At 66.1% G+C, this 15,791-nt stretch carries 15 protein-coding genes and 2 pseudogenes; 5 read left to right on the top strand and 12 right to left on the bottom strand.

Annotated elements, in window-relative coordinates; genetic code table 11:
* Positions 1-137 precede the first annotated feature (137 nt).
* From Q8A52_RS42405 to Q8A52_RS42415, 3 genes are all read right to left on the bottom strand, one after another.
* Positions 138-1,730: an alpha/beta hydrolase gene (locus Q8A52_RS42405; RefSeq protein ID WP_316762394.1), complete on the bottom strand. Its 1,593-nt coding sequence runs from the start codon at positions 1,728-1,730 to the stop codon at positions 138-140.
* 137 nt (positions 1,731-1,867) lie between these two features.
* Complete coding sequence (locus tag Q8A52_RS42410; RefSeq protein WP_316762397.1) at positions 1,868-2,203, bottom strand: winged helix-turn-helix domain-containing protein; 336 nt, start codon at positions 2,201-2,203, stop codon at positions 1,868-1,870.
* Positions 2,204-2,249: 46 nt separating this feature from the next.
* The gene (locus Q8A52_RS42415) at positions 2,250-2,846 is read right to left on the bottom strand and encodes a hypothetical protein (RefSeq protein WP_316762400.1); all 597 of its coding nucleotides are present in this window, start codon (positions 2,844-2,846) and stop codon (positions 2,250-2,252) included.
* Positions 2,847-3,315: 469 nt separating this feature from the next.
* On the opposite strand from Q8A52_RS42415, the gene Q8A52_RS42420 reads away from it, so the two are divergent.
* A complete protein-coding gene (locus tag Q8A52_RS42420; RefSeq protein ID WP_316762402.1) occupies positions 3,316-3,486 on the top strand; it encodes a hypothetical protein in 171 nt (56 codons plus the stop codon).
* Positions 3,487-4,446: 960 nt separating this feature from the next.
* On the opposite strand, the pseudogene Q8A52_RS42425 reads toward Q8A52_RS42420, so the two are convergent.
* Together Q8A52_RS42425 and Q8A52_RS42430 are read right to left on the bottom strand one after the other, a co-directional pair.
* Positions 4,447-4,659, bottom strand: a pseudogene (locus Q8A52_RS42425) (helix-turn-helix domain-containing protein); the annotation flags it as partial.
* Between the two features lie 78 nt (positions 4,660-4,737).
* The gene (locus Q8A52_RS42430) at positions 4,738-4,941 is read right to left on the bottom strand and encodes a cold-shock protein (protein WP_316762407.1); all 204 of its coding nucleotides are present in this window, start codon (positions 4,939-4,941) and stop codon (positions 4,738-4,740) included.
* A gap of 281 nt (positions 4,942-5,222) precedes the next feature.
* Here Q8A52_RS42430 and Q8A52_RS42435 point away from each other — a divergent pair, with 281 nt between their 5' ends.
* Positions 5,223-5,435, top strand: a complete 213-nt coding sequence (locus tag Q8A52_RS42435) for a hypothetical protein (RefSeq protein ID WP_316762410.1) — start codon at positions 5,223-5,225, stop codon at positions 5,433-5,435.
* Between the two features lie 27 nt (positions 5,436-5,462).
* Here the strand turns inward: Q8A52_RS42435 and Q8A52_RS42440 are convergent, their stop codons facing one another.
* From Q8A52_RS42440 to Q8A52_RS42450, 3 genes and pseudogenes are all read right to left on the bottom strand, one after another.
* Positions 5,463-6,527 carry an IS110 family RNA-guided transposase gene (locus tag Q8A52_RS42440; RefSeq protein ID WP_316762412.1) on the bottom strand — a complete coding sequence of 355 codons (1,065 nt, stop codon included), beginning with the start codon at positions 6,525-6,527 and terminating at the stop codon, positions 5,463-5,465.
* 256 nt (positions 6,528-6,783) lie between these two features.
* Positions 6,784-7,500, bottom strand: coding sequence for a transposase (locus tag Q8A52_RS42445; RefSeq protein WP_316762572.1), 717 nt, complete (start codon positions 7,498-7,500; stop codon positions 6,784-6,786).
* Positions 7,490-7,901: pseudogene (locus tag Q8A52_RS42450) on the bottom strand (protein kinase family protein); the annotation flags it as partial. The gene Q8A52_RS42445 and the pseudogene Q8A52_RS42450, both read right to left, overlap by 11 nt.
* A gap of 917 nt (positions 7,902-8,818) precedes the next feature.
* Between Q8A52_RS42450 and Q8A52_RS42455 the strand changes: the two are divergent.
* Both Q8A52_RS42455 and Q8A52_RS42460 read left to right on the top strand, forming a co-directional pair.
* The gene (locus tag Q8A52_RS42455; RefSeq protein ID WP_316762416.1) at positions 8,819-10,078 is read left to right on the top strand and encodes an FxsB family cyclophane-forming radical SAM/SPASM peptide maturase; all 1,260 of its coding nucleotides are present in this window, start codon (positions 8,819-8,821) and stop codon (positions 10,076-10,078) included.
* Positions 10,079-10,145: 67 nt separating this feature from the next.
* A complete protein-coding gene (locus Q8A52_RS42460) occupies positions 10,146-11,375 on the top strand; it encodes an MFS transporter (protein WP_316762574.1) in 1,230 nt (409 codons plus the stop codon).
* A 142-nt stretch (positions 11,376-11,517) separates the two neighbouring features.
* Here the strand turns inward: Q8A52_RS42460 and Q8A52_RS42465 are convergent, their stop codons facing one another.
* The 4 genes from Q8A52_RS42465 to Q8A52_RS42475 form a co-directional block, all read right to left on the bottom strand.
* On the bottom strand, positions 11,518-12,399 hold the full coding sequence (locus Q8A52_RS42465; protein WP_316762420.1) for a hypothetical protein: 882 nt from the start codon (positions 12,397-12,399) through the stop codon (positions 11,518-11,520).
* Between the two features lie 52 nt (positions 12,400-12,451).
* Positions 12,452-13,216: a hypothetical protein gene (locus Q8A52_RS42470; RefSeq protein WP_316762423.1), complete on the bottom strand. Its 765-nt coding sequence runs from the start codon at positions 13,214-13,216 to the stop codon at positions 12,452-12,454.
* Positions 13,217-13,258: 42 nt separating this feature from the next.
* Complete coding sequence (locus Q8A52_RS49330) at positions 13,259-13,558, bottom strand: TIGR02391 family protein (protein ID WP_361620267.1); 300 nt, start codon at positions 13,556-13,558, stop codon at positions 13,259-13,261.
* A gap of 359 nt (positions 13,559-13,917) precedes the next feature.
* Positions 13,918-14,535, bottom strand: a complete 618-nt coding sequence (locus Q8A52_RS42475; RefSeq protein ID WP_316762426.1) for a hypothetical protein — start codon at positions 14,533-14,535, stop codon at positions 13,918-13,920.
* Between the two features lie 1,063 nt (positions 14,536-15,598).
* On the opposite strand from Q8A52_RS42475, the gene Q8A52_RS42480 reads away from it, so the two are divergent.
* Complete coding sequence (locus Q8A52_RS42480) at positions 15,599-15,775, top strand: hypothetical protein (protein WP_316762428.1); 177 nt, start codon at positions 15,599-15,601, stop codon at positions 15,773-15,775.
* Positions 15,776-15,791 lie beyond the last annotated feature (16 nt).

Genomic DNA, 15,791 nt, shown 5'->3' on the forward strand with positions numbered 1-15,791 from the left:
GGCCCGCGACATCAACCACGTCGCGGCACACTGGAAGAAGGCGCTGAACCAGTTCTCACTCTTCTTCGAGGACCGGCTCAACACCAACTGAAGCCCAAGGACTTACACAAAGACACTGACACGTCCCGGGGGGCCGGTCACTGGCACTTTGTGCCGTTGACCGGGGGTTTTCCGTGCAGAAGGTAGGTGTTGACTGCTTTCTGGATGCAGGGGTTGCCGGTCATGTAGGAGCTGTGGCCTTCGCCGTTCAGGGTCAGGAGGACGCCGGAGCCCAGTTGTTCGGCCAGGGCGGGGGCCCAGGTATAGGGGGTGGCGGGGTCGCCCGTGTTGCCGATGACCACGATGGGCGGGGCGCCGGGGGCGTTGATGTGGTGGGCGGGAGTGCCCTTGACCGGCCAGCCGGTGCAGTCCATCGGGCGCCAGGCCAGGGTCGGGCCGAAGACCGGGGAGGCCTTGGTGAACGCGGGCAGTGCTTTCGCCACGTCCCGCTCGGTGTAGCGCTGGGGAGTGCTGGCGCAGTAGATGCTGCTCGAGGCGTCGAGGTAGTTGGTGTAGTGCCCGTCGGGACTGCGCTGGAAGAGGGCGTCGGACAGGGCCAGCAGGATGGTGCCGTCACCGGACTCCGCCTGCTGGATCGCCTGCCAAAGCGCCGGCCAGATGGCCTTGGAGTAGAGCCCTGTGAGGACCCCCGCTTCGCCGAGGCTCTGGGTGAGTTCGCGGCCGGTGTCGGTGGGGATGGGTTTGGTGTCCAGGCCGTGCAGCAAGGTGGCGACCCGGGTGACCACCGCGTCCTCGGCGGAGCCCTTGGCCTTCGCGTTCGCTTGCGGCTGCTGGGCCGCCCAGCTGCCGAAGTGGCCGAGCGCCCGCTGGAAGCCCGCCGCCTGCTCGCGGAAGAACCGTATGGGGTCCAGTTCGGTGTTCACGGCACCGTCAAGGATTGTGCGGCCGACCTTCTCGGGGAACCGGTGGGCGTATTCGGCGCCCAGCCAGGTGCCGTACGAGAAGCCGAAGTAGTTCAGCTTCCGCTCGCCCAGCGCGATCCGGATTATGTCCAGGTCCCGGGCGGCGGCGACCGTGCCGACGTGCGGCAGGGTCTCACCGGACCGGTTTGCGCACCCCTTGACGAGGGCCGTTCCTCTGGAGAGGAGGGCGGCCTTCTCACGGGCGTTGTCGGGGCTGGCGTCCATCGCCAGCCACTCGTCCTTCCGCTTGTCGCCCACGCAGTGCACCGGGCGGCTCCGGCCGACCCCGCGGGGGTCGAAGCTGACCAGGTCGTAGCGGGTGCCCAGCTTCTTGAACTGGGCCGCGGAGCCCCCGGCGAAGGCGTCGATCCCGGATCCGCCGGGGCCGCCGTAGTTGAACACGAGTGAGCCAATGCGGTGGGCCCGGTCGGTCGCCCTGAGGCGGATCAGGGCCACCTTCATGGTCTTCCCGCGAGGCTTGGAGTAGTCGAGCGGCACCGTCAGCTCGGCGCACTCGAGGCTTCGCGGGGCCGGTCCGCCGGGCGGGGCGGGCGGGAGGTCGTGGCACTCGCCCCAGGCGAGAGGCGCTGGGCGATAGGGCTCGCCCGCCCGGGCGCCCGGCGCGGCCGCGGCTTCGTCGGCCGGTCCGTACTGCCCGATCACACCGACCGCGAGGAGGGCCGCTCCGGCCACGAGAAGGGGCTTGCCGCCCCTCCCGCCGAGCACGGATGGTCCGCGGCCGCTGATCGATTTGCCGGTGAACAGCATGAGCTGTTCTCCTTTCCCATGGAGGCACGTACATGTAAGGACACGCCCGTGGGCGTGGTGGTGCGTGTTTCCGTCCGTGGGCTGCCGAGTGACCGCTCGGCAGCCCACTTCATGACGACGGTGAAGTGTGCGAGGCCCTATTCCTGGTCGGGTTCCTGGAGGGATTCCTCGGAGAAGTTCCTCAAGCGCTCCAGCTGGTCCCAGTGATGGGCGATGCGCTCTCTCCCGACTGCAGTCAGCGTGACGCTCGTCTTGGGCTTCTTGTGCACGAAGGTCTTCTCGATCTCGACCAGGCCCGCCTCCTCCAGCTTCGACAGGTGGCTGGAGAGATTCCCCTTGGTAAGCCGTGTCGCGCGCTGAAGGAAGACGAAGTCGGCGGCTTTCACGGAGGACAGCACCGTCAGGATCGCCAACCGGCCTGGTTCGTGGATCAGGCGGTCGAGGATCAGCTCCTCGTTTCCAGACTCCGGCATGACAGACCTGGAGGTTTCAGACTCCGAGATTCCGGACCCTGACGTTTCAGGCCCGGGCATTGCTGTTCCCGATGGTCGGTTCCTCGCAGGGCCTGAAGGCGCGATTGAGGGCGCGATGGTCGAAGATCCCCGTCGCGATGGTGGCCGCTCCCGCCAGGATCAGACCCAGATTGATCTTGCTGTCCGCTCCCGCACCACCCCAGCCGGGTACGAGGCCTGCTGCCAGGAGAGCGCCGCAGATGATCGCGTGGTGCGCCCTCAGTCCTACGCCGACGGCGTAGTAGACCACCATGATCAGGGCGAACGAGGCCGCGGTGAGGCTGAGCGGCAGATCGAGGGACCAGTCCGTCTGCACTCCTGCGGCGACCAGCACCGCGCTGACGGCGGTGGCGATGGCGCCTTTGGTCTGGGCCCTTGTGGACAGGGTGACCCGCCCGTAGTTCTCGTTGTAGTAGCGGGTGATGAGCAGGTATGCCGCCGCGGCCGCCAGCAGGCAGCCCATGAAGACCCAGGCGTGGCGCAGCGGGCCCCAGGCCAGGTTGCCGAGCCCCGCCAAGATGATCACGGCGCCTACCGGGATCGAGAGAAGGCCTCTCAGGTAGTAGTAGAGCGCCGCCGCTGACTCCAGACTTCTGCGTTCCATTGCCACCCCTCCCAAACTAGTCTGTGTCGCAAACCATATGTTCGAGGCAGTGTCTCGTCAACTGGTTTGCACGGCAAACTACTACGGCGAAACCAGCAGCGGCACCGCGCACAGCAACGTGCTCAACGTGAAGTGTCTGTAGCGACAGCCGTCGTGTGGGCGGGCGTCGGCGCCCGCCCCCACGCGTGCCCGGTCACGGAAGGCGGGACCCGCAAGGCCATGGACGATGTGATAGCAGCAAGTGCGCGACTCGCCCGACGGGTCATGGACGGTCGCTTGAGTGACGAGACGTTCGCGGTGTGGGTTGATGGGCGCTGCTCCGTTTGGGGAGTAGACCGCGACGACCTCGTCGCCCAGGTCGAAGCCGTAGTACTGATCGCACTCATCGCGACCGCACCCGAGGCCGCTGCCGGCGCGGGTGAGGCCGAGTGGCGTGCGAAGGCCCCGGCGAAGCTGCAGCGCCAACGATGTGGAGCTCTTCGCCGCACTTCCCCACCCTCTGTCGGCAGGGCTGGGGCCCCGGGTGGAGCAGCTGCGCCTGATGTCCACCGGTGTGACGTCCGGCTCGGCCGTGCGCTGGCTGCGCCTGGTCGACACCGCTGGCGAGTTCCTGGGCTTCGGGCCGCCGCCGCGACGATAGGCTCGTGCGCTTGCAGCAGGCGGCGCATCATCGGATGACGAACGCCGCGCCGCGCACTGAACGGAGCGCAGGTTCAGACACCGGCCTCCGGCTCGTGGCGGGGCCTACTCGCGTGGGCGAGGTACTCCGGCGTGGCCTGATGCTGGCATGGTCGGCTTCGGCGAGCCAGTCGGCGGCGCCCAGCAGTTGGGCGTGTTCTGCGATGGTCGGGTGGCAGGGCAGTGAACGCGGCGGCCTGGTCCAAGGTGGAGTCCGCCGCCCTCGGCGCGTCCGAGGCGTCCGTCGGGGCGGGTGTGGGCAGCGGTGTACAGGGCCAGGAGCCGGGTAGTTGCGCCCAGCTTCCTTTTGCGGATCTTCCGGTCACCCACGACTTTCTGGGCCCAGCCGGAGGTCCGCGCGCGGGTGATCTTGCCGAAGGTGAACGAGCGGGCTTGCTCGGGCAGCAGCGTGGGGACGGCGACCGCGACGGGATCCCCGGAGCGGGAGGCCATCACCTCGGCGACGGTGCCGGCGCGCGCGGCCCGCAGGGTGAGACACGCGTCCCGGAACGGTGCCCCACGTCCTATGGCACGGCTGCCTCGTTGGGCCGGGCATGACGACGGCCGGGCGAATCCCTTCAGATCGACCGGTGGATCCTGGATCTGAGGGCCCAGACCGGGATCCGCTGGGACAAGGCCGAGCTGATCCGTGAACTGCTGCGCATGGCGCGTACGCCCGACGGCATCACGCTTCGCGGCGCAGGCCGGACGGCTGCACGAGATGCGTGCAGTCGGCCAGACCATCCGGATGCCACAGCTGGCTTTGTACGCGAGAACAGGAGTCACTCACGGCCCGGAGGACGTCTGCGGGGCCACCCCTCGGCGAAGGCCCTGAGTTGCCTCCGTTGCCGTTCCTCCTCTGCGATGCGGCCGCCGAGTACGGCTTGGTCGATGTAGGGAGCGACGGCGGCGAGGATCAGGCCGGCCGCTGAGCCGGGGGCGCCCCCTTGATCCTGCGGGACGGGGTGCGACCGTTCCGCCACCGCTTGCCGGTCCGGTAGTTGATCCCAACGATCCGGCACGCTTGGTAGGTGGTCAGGCCCTGGTCCATGAGCCGGACGTATTCCTCCCGCTCACGGACCAGCTTCTTGCGGCCTTGGGCCACCGTCCGCACCCTGCGAATCTCGAACTCCATCGCAGCCCTTGAGCTGGGGTGTTGCGACGACTCCTAGAACTCAAGGCATCTTGGCTGGGGCCTCTTTTGTGTTCGGTGTTACAGGGGGCGGATGTTTTCCGCCTGCGGGCCCTTCTGGCCCTGCGTGATGTCGAACTCGACCTTCTGGCCTTCCTGAAGCTCGCGGAAGCCCTGGGTGGCGATGTTCGAGTAGTGGGCGAAGACGTCAGGGCCACCGCCGTCCTGCTCGATGAAGCCGAAGCCCTTTTCCGCGTTGAACCACTTCACAGTGCCCTTGGCCATGTGCCTGTCTCCTTCGAGGGGACTCGTATTGGGTCCCGCACCGTGCGGGATCCGGAGGTGATCGCCCTGGTCCGGAGAGGCGTTGAACAGCAAAAACGCCCATGATTGCGATCACGGGCGAACGGGACTTCGGAACCACGACTGCTGATCACGACGTTACACCGGCTGGTGACGCTCGGCCACGAAGAAGCACGAAGGCGACGCGACTCGTGGGGCGACCTGCTGCCACTGACAGCCGTCTCCCGAATGCGCCTCACCTGCCGCTGAGTGAGGCTGAAGCTATGGCTGAGCGTCGCGTGATCGTGCTCCCGCCCGGCGAGGGTGGTGGCCGCCGTGTCCAGGTCGACAGCGAGACGCTCGGCACCGCGTACAGCCTGCACGATCCGGCGGTGTTCCTGGAGCGTGCCGGCCTGGAGGGATTGGACGAGGTGGACGCGGCGAACTCGCCGCTGATCGAGTGGCACGGCGGCGGTCCGGAGGTGTGGGAGCACTGAGCTTGACTCTGAAGCTCCTATAGATCGTCAAGCGGTTGAAGCTGTCGATGGTGCGCCGCTGAACGCGCTGGTGAGGTGGTGGTAGACCTCGCGCGCGACGAAGCGCTTGAGGCATCTGAAGATGTCCTTCGTCTTGAGCCCTTCGAGGGTGCGTCGTGCGACGTAGTCGCGGGTGCGTGGGTCGTGACGCATGCGAACCAGGACGATGGTGTGCAGCGCGCGGTTGGCCTGGCGGTCGCCGCCGCGGTTGAGTCGATGGCGATCAGTGCGGCCTGAGGAGGCTGGCACGGGTGCAGCCGCGCACAGGTGGGCGAAGGACGCCTCCGAGGCGAGCCTGTTGGGGTTGTCCCCGGCGGTGACCAGCAACTGCCCGGCGGTTTCGGTCCCGACGCCTGGTAGCGCAAGAAGGCCGGGTGCGGTGTGGGTGATCAGGGCGCGCAGTTCGGCGTCAGCGTCTGCGATCTCCTCGCTCAGATGCTGGTAGCGCTTGGCCAGGCGCTTGAACGCGAGTTTGACGGCGGCGGCCGAGGTGGTCAGATCGGAGCCGGGTCGGCTGGCAGCCAGGCGCCGTATCAGCTCGGCGGTGGTCGGCGAGCGCAGTGCTTCGCGCGTTGCAGCAGGCGCGGTGATGATCAGTGATTTGATCTGGTTGATGGTCTGGGTGCGGGCCTTGATGGCGCTGGCACGTACTACGCGCAGCGCGCGAATTGCCTCGACCGTGCCGTCGCGGCCTTTCGGGGTGCCATTGGCGCGGCCGGAGAGCACCGCGGTGGCGGCGGCGTAGGCGTCGACAGGGTCGGATTTGCCCGCGGCGCGGCGAGCCCGACGATCGGGTCGGTCCACCTCCACCACGGTGATCTGGCTGGCACGCAAGTACCGGGCCAGTTCGGCGCCGAAGGATCCGGTGCCCTCCATGCCCACCGTCAGCACCCGGCCGTGCGAGCGCAGCCACGCCAGCAGGCGCCGATAGCCTTCAGGCGTGGTGGGGAACGCCTCGGTGGCCAGGTGCCGGCCGATGGTGTCGATGACAGCGGCCTGGTGGACGTCGGTGTGGGTGTCGATCCCGCCGATCACTTCGATGGGCTGTGGCATGACGGCCGGGTTGGTCCTTCCGTGCGCGGTGGTGTGGGCTCGCGCGCACCGGCTCGGCGGACGGACACGACTGTGATGGGACCGCCTCGGTCAAGCTCCTATGAGGTCACGATCGCCGAGCCGGTACACGCAATGGCACCGCTCGGCGGTCGACGATTCAGAGTGAGGACAGCCGGAGCGTCAATCGGGGATCGGGTCAGACCCTCGAGCGGTGCCTCCCACATCCTCACAGTCGGGGATCTTGGATTTGCCGAGGTCAGCTGCCCAGGGTTCGCCAGGACTTCAGCCGGGGTAGCTCGCGCTGGTCGAGGTAGTTCTGGAAGGCAGTTGGTCGGCGAGGCGTGGGTGTTTCCTCGGCCGGTGGCAGTCCGCTGAGGCGCTCGATGTTGACGGCGATGGCCGTCAGGACGTGCTGGATGTGGGCCTTTCCCTGTCCTCGGTAGCGGCAGCGCCGCATGCCGTGTCCGTGGGCGAACTCGTTGACCGTGCCCTCCACTCCGGAGCGGACCGCATAGCGGGTCTTCCATTCGGGCGTCTGTTGCTCGGTGCGGACGCGGAGTTGCAGGTCGCGGAGCTCTCGCGGGGGAAACCCCACGGTGCGGGCGCTGTCGGCGGTGGTGGTGCACTGGGTGCGGGCCAGGCAGGGGCGGCACTGGCTCTTGGTGAACCTGGCCACGATCAGCGGGGCCGCGGTGGGCGAGGATGTCGGGTAGGGGCCGTGCCAGCCCGCGCTGACCTGTCCCTGGGGGCAGGTGACCTGCTGACGGTCGTAGTCGATGTGGAAGTCGTCCCGGGCGAAGCCCTCGTTCCGGCGGTGTTGGCGGGTGGGGTTGCTGCGGAGCGGCCCGGAGAGGGTGACCTGGTATTCACGGCTGGCTTGTTCCAGGTGGGGCAGGGAGGTGTAGCCGGCGTCGGCCAGGTGCTCGGCGGGCAGCAGTCCGCGACGCGCCAGGCGGGTGTGGATGCCGGGCAGGACCTGGCTGTCGTGGGCAGCGGTCGTACGCGAGGTGGTCCGCGAAAAAAGTCGGACTCGTCCGCCGTAAGGTCGAAGCGGGAGCTCAGGGCACGTCCGAAGTCGGCGAAGTAGAGCTGACGCCCGTCGGTCAGGATGTTGGCGAAGTGAGAATCGAAGTGGACAAGTCCGCGAGAACTCATGAAGTCAGCTCCGTCCATCAGAGCTTCCTCCACCCAGCGGAAGGGCGAGCTGTCCTCGCCTTCCGGCATGGCAGTTTCGCGGTGGTCAGCCAGCCATCCGGCGAGCGTGTGCGGCACGTGCTCCAGGAAGACCACCAGGCTGCACGAGGACTGGCCGATGGCCTCCAGCCGGTCACGAACGGCGGGTGGTCCCTCCCAGTGGGCAACGGCCCCCTCCACGCGGGCCCCGGCCCCCTCCACGCGGGCCCCGGCCAGCACCGCGCAGGCCGCGGTCAGCAGCACCGACACCAGCGAGTGCCGGCGACCGCGACGGTCACGCGGATCGGACAGCGTCGCCAACCGGGCAGCAACACCGGACAGTTCACGCTGGCGCGGCGAGGGCGACTTGGTCAGGCAGACGGTGGCAGACTGGCGGCACATCGAGGCTCCGGTGGTGCAGGGCGACTTGGCAGGTCACCCCGTCAAACCGGAGCCTCGATGTCTCCGTGACGGTCCGCCGCCACCCCGTCACACTCCCGTGACCAGCGACGCTTCAAGATCACCAGCACTTTGAATCAGCCCTGGTCACGAACCGACCACGCACTCCAACTACTCGATCTTGAAATCTGAGAACGCATCAGCCCTGGCCAGTGACCCGCCCCCTGCCCCTTGAGTCAGACCATCCAATTGGAATTGACAATTGCTCGAGGGTCAACGGAGAACTTCTTAAAACGTAAGTACGAAATCATGTCTGTGCCAGCTTGCAAGTGTAGTGTCGGCGAGGCACCAATCCCAGAGATCAATAGTCAAATGGAGGGTATAATTCCATGACGCATGGAAGCAAGGCGGATCTTCTGCGGCGGGCAAGTCTCACGGCCGCTGTGACCGTCGCGGCACTCTCTCTCGGGGTAGGCGCAGCGAGCGCCAGTTCTCCGGATTCTTCGACGGCAAAGGAATCGAAGCCCGCGGCCAAGATATCCGAGAAGAGTGCATTGGGACACGCCGTCCTGCGTGTACTTAGCGAAGACGGGACCATGACTCCGCAGGGCAGCTTCTGTAACTAGTCGGGAACCCTGCTGGATCGTGTTGAGTACCACCGCGCGGCGCGTAGTAAGGCCGCCGCGCGGCATCATCCGTTGACAGGGGAGTAGGTATTCATGCGCAAACTTCCGCTCGTAAGTCGCACTAGCGCCAGCGCTGAATGGCCCACGACTGCGGTAACGAACGAAGCACTTTCCGACGCACAGTGGCACCCGCTGCCGTTTACTGAGTTTGTCGTAAAGGTTCACAGCAGATGTAACCTTGCATGCGACTACTGCTACGTATACGAAATGAGCGACTCCACCTGGAAAACGCAGGAAAAAACCATGTCCCGCGCCACGGTGGATCAGGCGGCTACTCGAATAGCGGAGCACGTCAGGGCTCACCGGGGAGAAATACCGGAGGTCAAAGTTGTACTGCATGGGGGCGAACCACTCCTGGCCGGCACAGAGCTAATAGAATATATGGTGACTAAATTCCGCAATGAAGTCCCGGCCGACGTCGGAATTGACTTCCGTATTACCACCAACGGAACGCTGCTCGATCGAGCCAACCTGGAAATGCTCCGGTTATCCGACATCAAAGTATATGTCAGCTTGGATGGCAGCCAGCAAGATAACGACCGGCATAGAAAATATGCTGACGGAAGGGGCAGCTTTAGTGCCGTGGTGCGTGGAATCAATGCGCTACGCGAACCGTCCTACGCTGAACTCTTCGCCGGCATGCTGTGCACGGTGAACGTCGAGAATGACCCAGTGGAGACATACGAAACACTCGTCTCGTTCGGATCTCCCATGATCGATTTTCTGCTTCCCCACGGCAACTGGACCCAGCCTCCTCCGCACTGGGGAGGCAGCAGCCGAGGCGAGACTCCCTACGCTGACTGGCTAATCCCAATCTTCGACCGCTGGTATGGGGCAAGTTCTAAACCAACTTCGGTACGCTTCTTTGATGAGATCCTGGCCCTCATACTTGGTGGGCACAGCAGACTGGAGACTGTGGGACTCGCCCCAAATCGCACTGTCATCATCGACACCAGCGGATCCATCGATCTCGATCACCAACTCAAGTCGGTTCACTCTGGCGCTCATCTCACAGGGTCGCATATCGAACGGGACCCGTTCGATTCGCTCATCCTGCACCCAGGAGTAGTAGCCCGCCAGCGCGGTGTCGCAGCGCTTTGCGAGGCGTGCTTGCGCTGCCCTATCCGCGACGTGTGCGGAGGTGGTCAGTACGTCCATCGTTATAAGAAGGGAACGGGCTACCTCAATCCATCCGCCTACTGTGCGGATCTGACGCGTCTTATAACGCACGTACACGAAAGGGTACTCGCAGATCTAAGCTCGGCGCTTCGTCAAGAGGCCGGCAGCGTATGACCCAACCGGTCCCGGTGGCTAGGGCGTCGCGGTTAACCCGAGAGAAGAGGAGAGTGCATCGCTCCGGATAGATGATGTCGAATCGGCCAGATACCAGCCTCTCCGTAGCAATCGAAATTATCTGCTCCTTTGGATCGGTTCAGGTATTTCGATTATGGGAGGCAGGGCCTCAAGCCTCGCCTACCCCTTACTAGTCGTTTCCCTTACCGGCTCAGCATCAGAAACCGGGCTGGTGGTATTTTGTAGCACACTGCCCGAACTGGCTCTCTATATTCCGCTAGCCCCCCTGGTCGACCGCTGGGACTGGCGCCGCACAATGCTCTTTGCCGAGCTAGGGAGGGGAGTTGCGATTGCCGCTCTTTTCGCCTTCTTGGTTTTCGGGGATCCTTCCTTCTTTCAAGTGGCCTCGCTGGCGTTTCTGGAGAGTTCACTCGGAGTCCTTTACCAACTTTCCGAACAGCGGGCTATTCAGAGCGCGGTGCCACCGCAGCAAGTAGCAAAAGCTCTCGCCGCAAATGAAACCCGTACACATTCTGCTGTTCTCCTGGGACGCTCCCTTAGTGGAACTCTGTTCAGCTTATGGAGTGCCGCACCGTTTCTGTTCGATGCGATTTCACGCGCAGTATCTATTATTGCAATTTTGTTGACAAGAGGGAGCTATCGAAGTCACAAGAACCAGAAGTTTCAAAACTTTTTCCGTGAACTCACAGAGGGCTTCAAGTGGGTTTGGGGAGACGGTCTGATGCGCAGAGACCTAGCACTGACTGCGGGAATCTGTTTCTGCGCCCAGATGTTCATTGTCACCTTTGTTGCATGGTCGGACCATGTGGATATTTCGTCGCTCTTTGTCGGCCTAGTGATCGCGATGTCTGGGATAGGAGGCGTGGCAGGCGGACTAGTTGCAAATTTTACACTCAAACGTGTCGGCTATCGCGTGCTGCTAATTCAACCGTGGCTTTGGGTTGCAAATTTCTTGAGCCCTTCATTGTCTTTCAATTTGAATGCTGCGGCAATCTGTATATTTCTCACATCAGTTATTGGGGCGATCGGGAACGTCGCCATGAGTTCGTACGTCTTCGAGCGTGCGCCATCAACGATGCTGGCACGGGTGTCGAGTGTTCGCCTTTTCTCGACGCTTATGGGCGCTGTGTTTGGCCCCCTGTTCGGCGGGTTTCTCACTGCCCGGTTCGGGTTTGAATTTACAGCCGGCGTGATTTTCGCGACAATGTTCGCTATTGCCGTTTGGGCTACTTCGAGTCGTACGCTATGGCGAACCCTGGGAAGCACCAAGCCTTAACCTCGGTGTGCCACTCGGCATACGCCAGGGTCGCCAGTCGGCATCGCCGACGGGGAGGACGTCAAAGAGGGCGACGTAGACGGTGAAGTCGGCGCCGCGGGCCGCGACGGAACCGGCCCGGCCCCTGCTCTCTCTTTGGCTGTCACCGGCCTGTGCTGTGTTGTCCGTCGGGCTGGGCGCCGGGTGGCGGTGTCCTGGGCTCGAAGGAGGCGTGGACGTCTGCCACGGCCTTGGTCCAGGCGGCCTGGGCGGCTGGGCCGTTGCCGGGCTGTTGGTAGTGCGGGTGCGGTGTCTTGCTGCCGGTGGTGATCAGGACGGTGAGTGGCTGCCGGCTGTGTGAGCGGGCGGAGGCGACGTCGAGGGCTCGGCGCTGCTGCTCCTGGCTGAGTTCTCGGAGTCCTTTGACCTGCGTGCACAACAGGGTGAAGGAGATGGTTTTGCCGAGCCGGGCGGCGTGTTCGAGGACGTCGCGCGCGGCGTCCGCGATCAGATCGAGTTCTCGGGGCCAGGTGGGTAGTGCGTCCTCGTGGTGGGCCCGCTTCGGCTTGCGTTTCACCTTGGGCACGGGTGCCGGGAAGGCAGCGGACGGTGGCCGCGACGGCGTCGGTGCTGTCCCCTTTCTGGGCGCGGGTGGCGTCGGTGTCCTGTTCTTCCAGTCGGTGATCTTCTTGCGCTGGCGGCCGGTCAGCCAGGGCTCGGCCCGGCGTGCAGTGTCTTCGAGCTGGGTGACCAGCCGTTGCTGCTCGCCGGGCAAGAAGCGGCCGCGGCGCCGGTCGAGGACGTTGAGGAGATCGGAGACTGCCTCGGCCGCCTTCCGCCCCTCGCCAGCCGGCCGGGGCTGGGGCTGGGACCGTGCCGGGCGGCCCTTTTGTCGGGCGGGTGCGGGTGGCGCGCTGATACCCACACCGCGCTCCTTGCGCAGCAGCAAGTCGGTGGCGCGGCGCAGCAGCTCGTTCTCCGGGGCGCTCGCGCCGCCGCGCACGGCAGCCTCTGCGCGGTTGAGGCAGTGGCGCAGTTCGCTCACTGTCCGGTCTGCGTCGACGGCCCACTGCAGGGCCGCGAAGACCTCCGCGTGGTCATCGCGCCTGAACGGCGGCCACCGGCCGGGCCGCAGCTGCGGGTTTTGCCGGTGCGGCGCGGGGCGGCGTGGTGCCGAGGGGGTGCACGGTGCCGCGCAGTCGGCGCACTTCTTCGACGGCTGGGGTGGAAAGCCCCCACGGCGTGAGGCGGCACTCCTCCAGGCCGAACCACTGGGTGCCGTCGTGGGTCTGGGTGCCGATCATGACGCGGCGGCCGGTGGCGTCGGTGTCGCAGCGGATGCGCAGCACATAGCCGTCGACGGTCAGCCGGTACGGGTCGTGCGCGACGTGCGGGCCGAGCACCAACTGCGTGCCCTGCGCCGCCGCGGGCAGGGGGGCCTGCGTATCGAGGAGCACCCGCAGGCAGCCGTGCCCGCCCGGTTCGAAGAGCACCTCGGTGCCGAGCCGTTCGGCGCCCTCGGGGATGCTGGCGTGCGCGGCGACAGACTGCCCGGCCAGCCAGGCGAGGATCTGCTGCTTGATGTAGAGGTGGTCGGCACTGGCCACCCCCACCGAAGCCCGGCGGCACGGACCCCGCCCGGGATCAGGCACATGGGCGAATTGACAGACCCGGTCCTGATACCTCTTGACCGTCAGACGGCCCCCGCACCCGCCCAGCCACCGCCCGCACCAGAACGTGTCCGCCGCGTGCGCGCGCCGGAACACCGTCACCTCGCCGGCCTGCATGGGCAGGACGACCGGTATCTCCGACTCCGTATGGCCGATCACGGCCGTCTGCACCAGGCGCTGGTCTTGCGGCACGCCACCTCCCGACACTGCACGGCCTTGCTGCCCTCAAGTGTCCTACGCCGGGCAGCGGTTCGAGAGGGAGTGCCGCGCCCGCCCCATTACGTGCCACATGGTTTCACTATCGGCAGCGTGGTCCGCAGCTTCAGCAGCCGCGTCGGTGGCCGTGCGGTGAAGCAGCGGTTCGTGCGCGGCCGGGTTGCGATACTTGCTGGACAACCCCTGGACCAGGTTCGCCAGCCCCGTCTGCTCATGCGGCTCGGGCCCGCTGACGTTCGTGTTCACGGCCGCCCGGGCCTGCCCTGCCCGGGCGGTGCACTCGGTGGTCTTCCGGCCGCCCGGCCAGAACCTGACCATCGCACCCGGGTTGCTACTGGCCGCCGAACCGGTAGAGGGTGCCGCCGTGCCGAGGGGGAGTCGGCGGGCGGCTGCATGCGAGCCACTTGGCGTTGCCGTCACCGGGTGGCTGAAGCTCCTGGAGGATGTACTGGCCAGATCCGCGTGGCCGCCGCGGTGTGCACCCGTCGTGGTAGCTGCGGGGTCCGGCACGACAGCGGGCACTGCTCGTGCACGGAAGATTGATCGGTACGGAGGGCCGCGCAGAAGGCGGAGCGAGCAGCGACCGGCCCGGTGGAGATGCGCCTGGGTCGGTCAGTGCTTCCTCTTGGGAGGGCGTGGCCTGGCTTCCGTGGGCTGGTTTTTCTCTGGGGCTGTGTTCAGTAACTGGCGATGAAGTACGGTCCGTCGTCGCGCACCGTCAGGTCCTCGGGGATCCACAGCGGTCTTCCGTCTGTCTCGGACTTGGTCAGATAGGTGCACCGGTAGCCGGTCTTCTTGCCCAGGGGCACGGTCTTGAGTGCGGGCATGTCGTCGCACCGTAAGTGTGAGCCGTAGTCGTGCTCCTCGTTCCAGAAGTGGGCCTGGGCGCCCTTCTTGGTCAGGATGCCGGTGCTCGGCTTTGCCTGGTACTTGACCTCCAGTCCGCCCATCGCCGGGCCCTCGATCGTCACCGGCCAGGTCACCTTGATGCCCTCGTACGTGACAGTACAGGTGATCTTGGAGCCCTTGGCCGCGGCCACCGAGTCCCGGTCGCACCTGGCGCTGGTCCGTCCCGGCGCCCCGGCCATCTTGACCGTCCGCTTGCGCAGCTCGTACTTCAGCGCGCCGATGAGCGGGGCGCCGTCGGAGGGAGATGGCGTGATGGTGGGGTCGGCGGTTGTGGCAGCAGCGGGTGACGAGACGGGACGGCCGAAGGGCGTGCCCTTCACTGACGGCTCGTCCTTCCCCTGCGCGGTCGTGGTGCTGCCGCCGCATCCGGCTGCTAGAGCGCTCACGGCAACCGCCACTGCGCAGGCCTTGATTCCCCGTATGAATGTCATGATCCATACCCTAGTGCCGCAACAGGCCGACGCCCGTGGGGTTGGGGGCTGCCCGAGCAGGGCGGCGGGCGCGGGCAGGCGTTGAGCACTGCCGTTTGCCGGGGCCCCTACAGCCGCTGAATGCGCGCCGTTTCGTATGATTTGCCCCGGCCCAAAGTGTCAGACGCTGCGTTGCCGGGCTCCACCACCACCGGCCGGACGCCCATTGAGGCCTGCTGCCCTCTGATCGTCCCGCACCGGCCGGACCCCGAAGTGGCTTTCCGCGGCAGGTCTCCGTCGGTCTGGAGCGGGGCGATCCAGGCACCTCCAGCGGGAGTTGGGTGCCGCATCCGTTGGGGGCAGCTTCCGGTCGTTGGCTTTGCCCACCGCATCGGCGCTGTGCTGTCCCCATCCTGACATGAGGTCCAACCGGCTCACTCTCGCCTGACCGGGCCCGCCTCGCTGTCCCGGCCCCGTGCGACGGGGCGGGACAGCGCTCGCCGGTCTGGTCGGCGCGAGCACCCTCGCATAGCCTCGGCGGGTGAGCGAGAGCGAGAGCAGGCCCGGGTCTTCGTGCGCACGTAGGCCGAGGCGGTGCTGCGGCAGGCGGCACGGGCGCGGACCATCCGGCATACGGCAGAGCAGGACAGCCGGAACTACGACCGGATGGAGGACTGGAGTCCTCCGCTGTATGTGCTTGAGGTGAACTTCCGGACCCAGTGGGCCGAAGAGCATCAACTGATCTGGGCTGCACACCAGTTGGAACGCTGGAACGCCCGGCTGCGCCGGGAACTAGGACAACAGCCCCGCCCGGAAGATCCGTTCCTGAAGACCCTTCGGGATGCCCTGGAACATCTGGACGACGCCGACTTCGCGAATGGGCAGGCTGTCGCACCACCCATCCTGACCAAGAAAGACAAGAACAAGGGCCGCGCCCTGCGGGACCTGCCGGGGGGGCGTCCTCGACCTTGTGCTCGGGGGCGGGACCCTGGTTGGCGGCGCCCTTCCGCAGGCGATCGAGGAACGCGCACTTCAGGCCGTGCGGGCCGTTGAGGAGGAACTGGCCGAGCAGCTGGAGGAGTACGCCGCGCTCCTGCATGCCGCTGAAGAGGACCCGGAGCTGCGGGAGCTGCTCGGGCGGATCAGCGACTACTACGAGCATCCGGAACGTCTTGCATCCCCGGTGGACCAGGACGGGACCACCGACGCGGACTGAGCCAGCCGTGTCGCGC

The sequence above is a fragment of the Streptomyces herbicida genome, from assembly GCF_032656585.1.
Classification (GTDB): Bacteria; Actinomycetota; Actinomycetes; order Streptomycetales; family Streptomycetaceae; genus Streptomyces; species Streptomyces herbicida.

Excerpts from the sequence above, each read along its gene's own strand:
- Q8A52_RS42440 (WP_316762412.1), bottom strand. The coding sequence starts at position 6,527 with ATGCCACAGCCCATCGAAGTGATCGGCGGGATCGACACCCACACCGAC.
- Q8A52_RS42405 (WP_316762394.1), bottom strand. The coding sequence starts at position 1,730 with ATGCTGTTCACCGGCAAATCGATCAGCGGCCGCGGACCATCCGTGCTC.
- Q8A52_RS42455 (WP_316762416.1), top strand. The coding sequence starts at position 8,819 with ATGCGCAAACTTCCGCTCGTAAGTCGCACTAGCGCCAGCGCTGAATGG.
- Q8A52_RS42415 (WP_316762400.1), bottom strand. The coding sequence starts at position 2,846 with ATGGAACGCAGAAGTCTGGAGTCAGCGGCGGCGCTCTACTACTACCTG.
- Q8A52_RS49330 (WP_361620267.1), bottom strand. The coding sequence starts at position 13,558 with ATGGTCAGGTTCTGGCCGGGCGGCCGGAAGACCACCGAGTGCACCGCC.
- Q8A52_RS42410 (WP_316762397.1), bottom strand. The coding sequence starts at position 2,203 with ATGCCGGAGTCTGGAAACGAGGAGCTGATCCTCGACCGCCTGATCCAC.
- Q8A52_RS42430 (WP_316762407.1), bottom strand. The coding sequence starts at position 4,941 with ATGGCCAAGGGCACTGTGAAGTGGTTCAACGCGGAAAAGGGCTTCGGC.
- Q8A52_RS42435 (WP_316762410.1), top strand. The coding sequence starts at position 5,223 with ATGGCTGAGCGTCGCGTGATCGTGCTCCCGCCCGGCGAGGGTGGTGGC.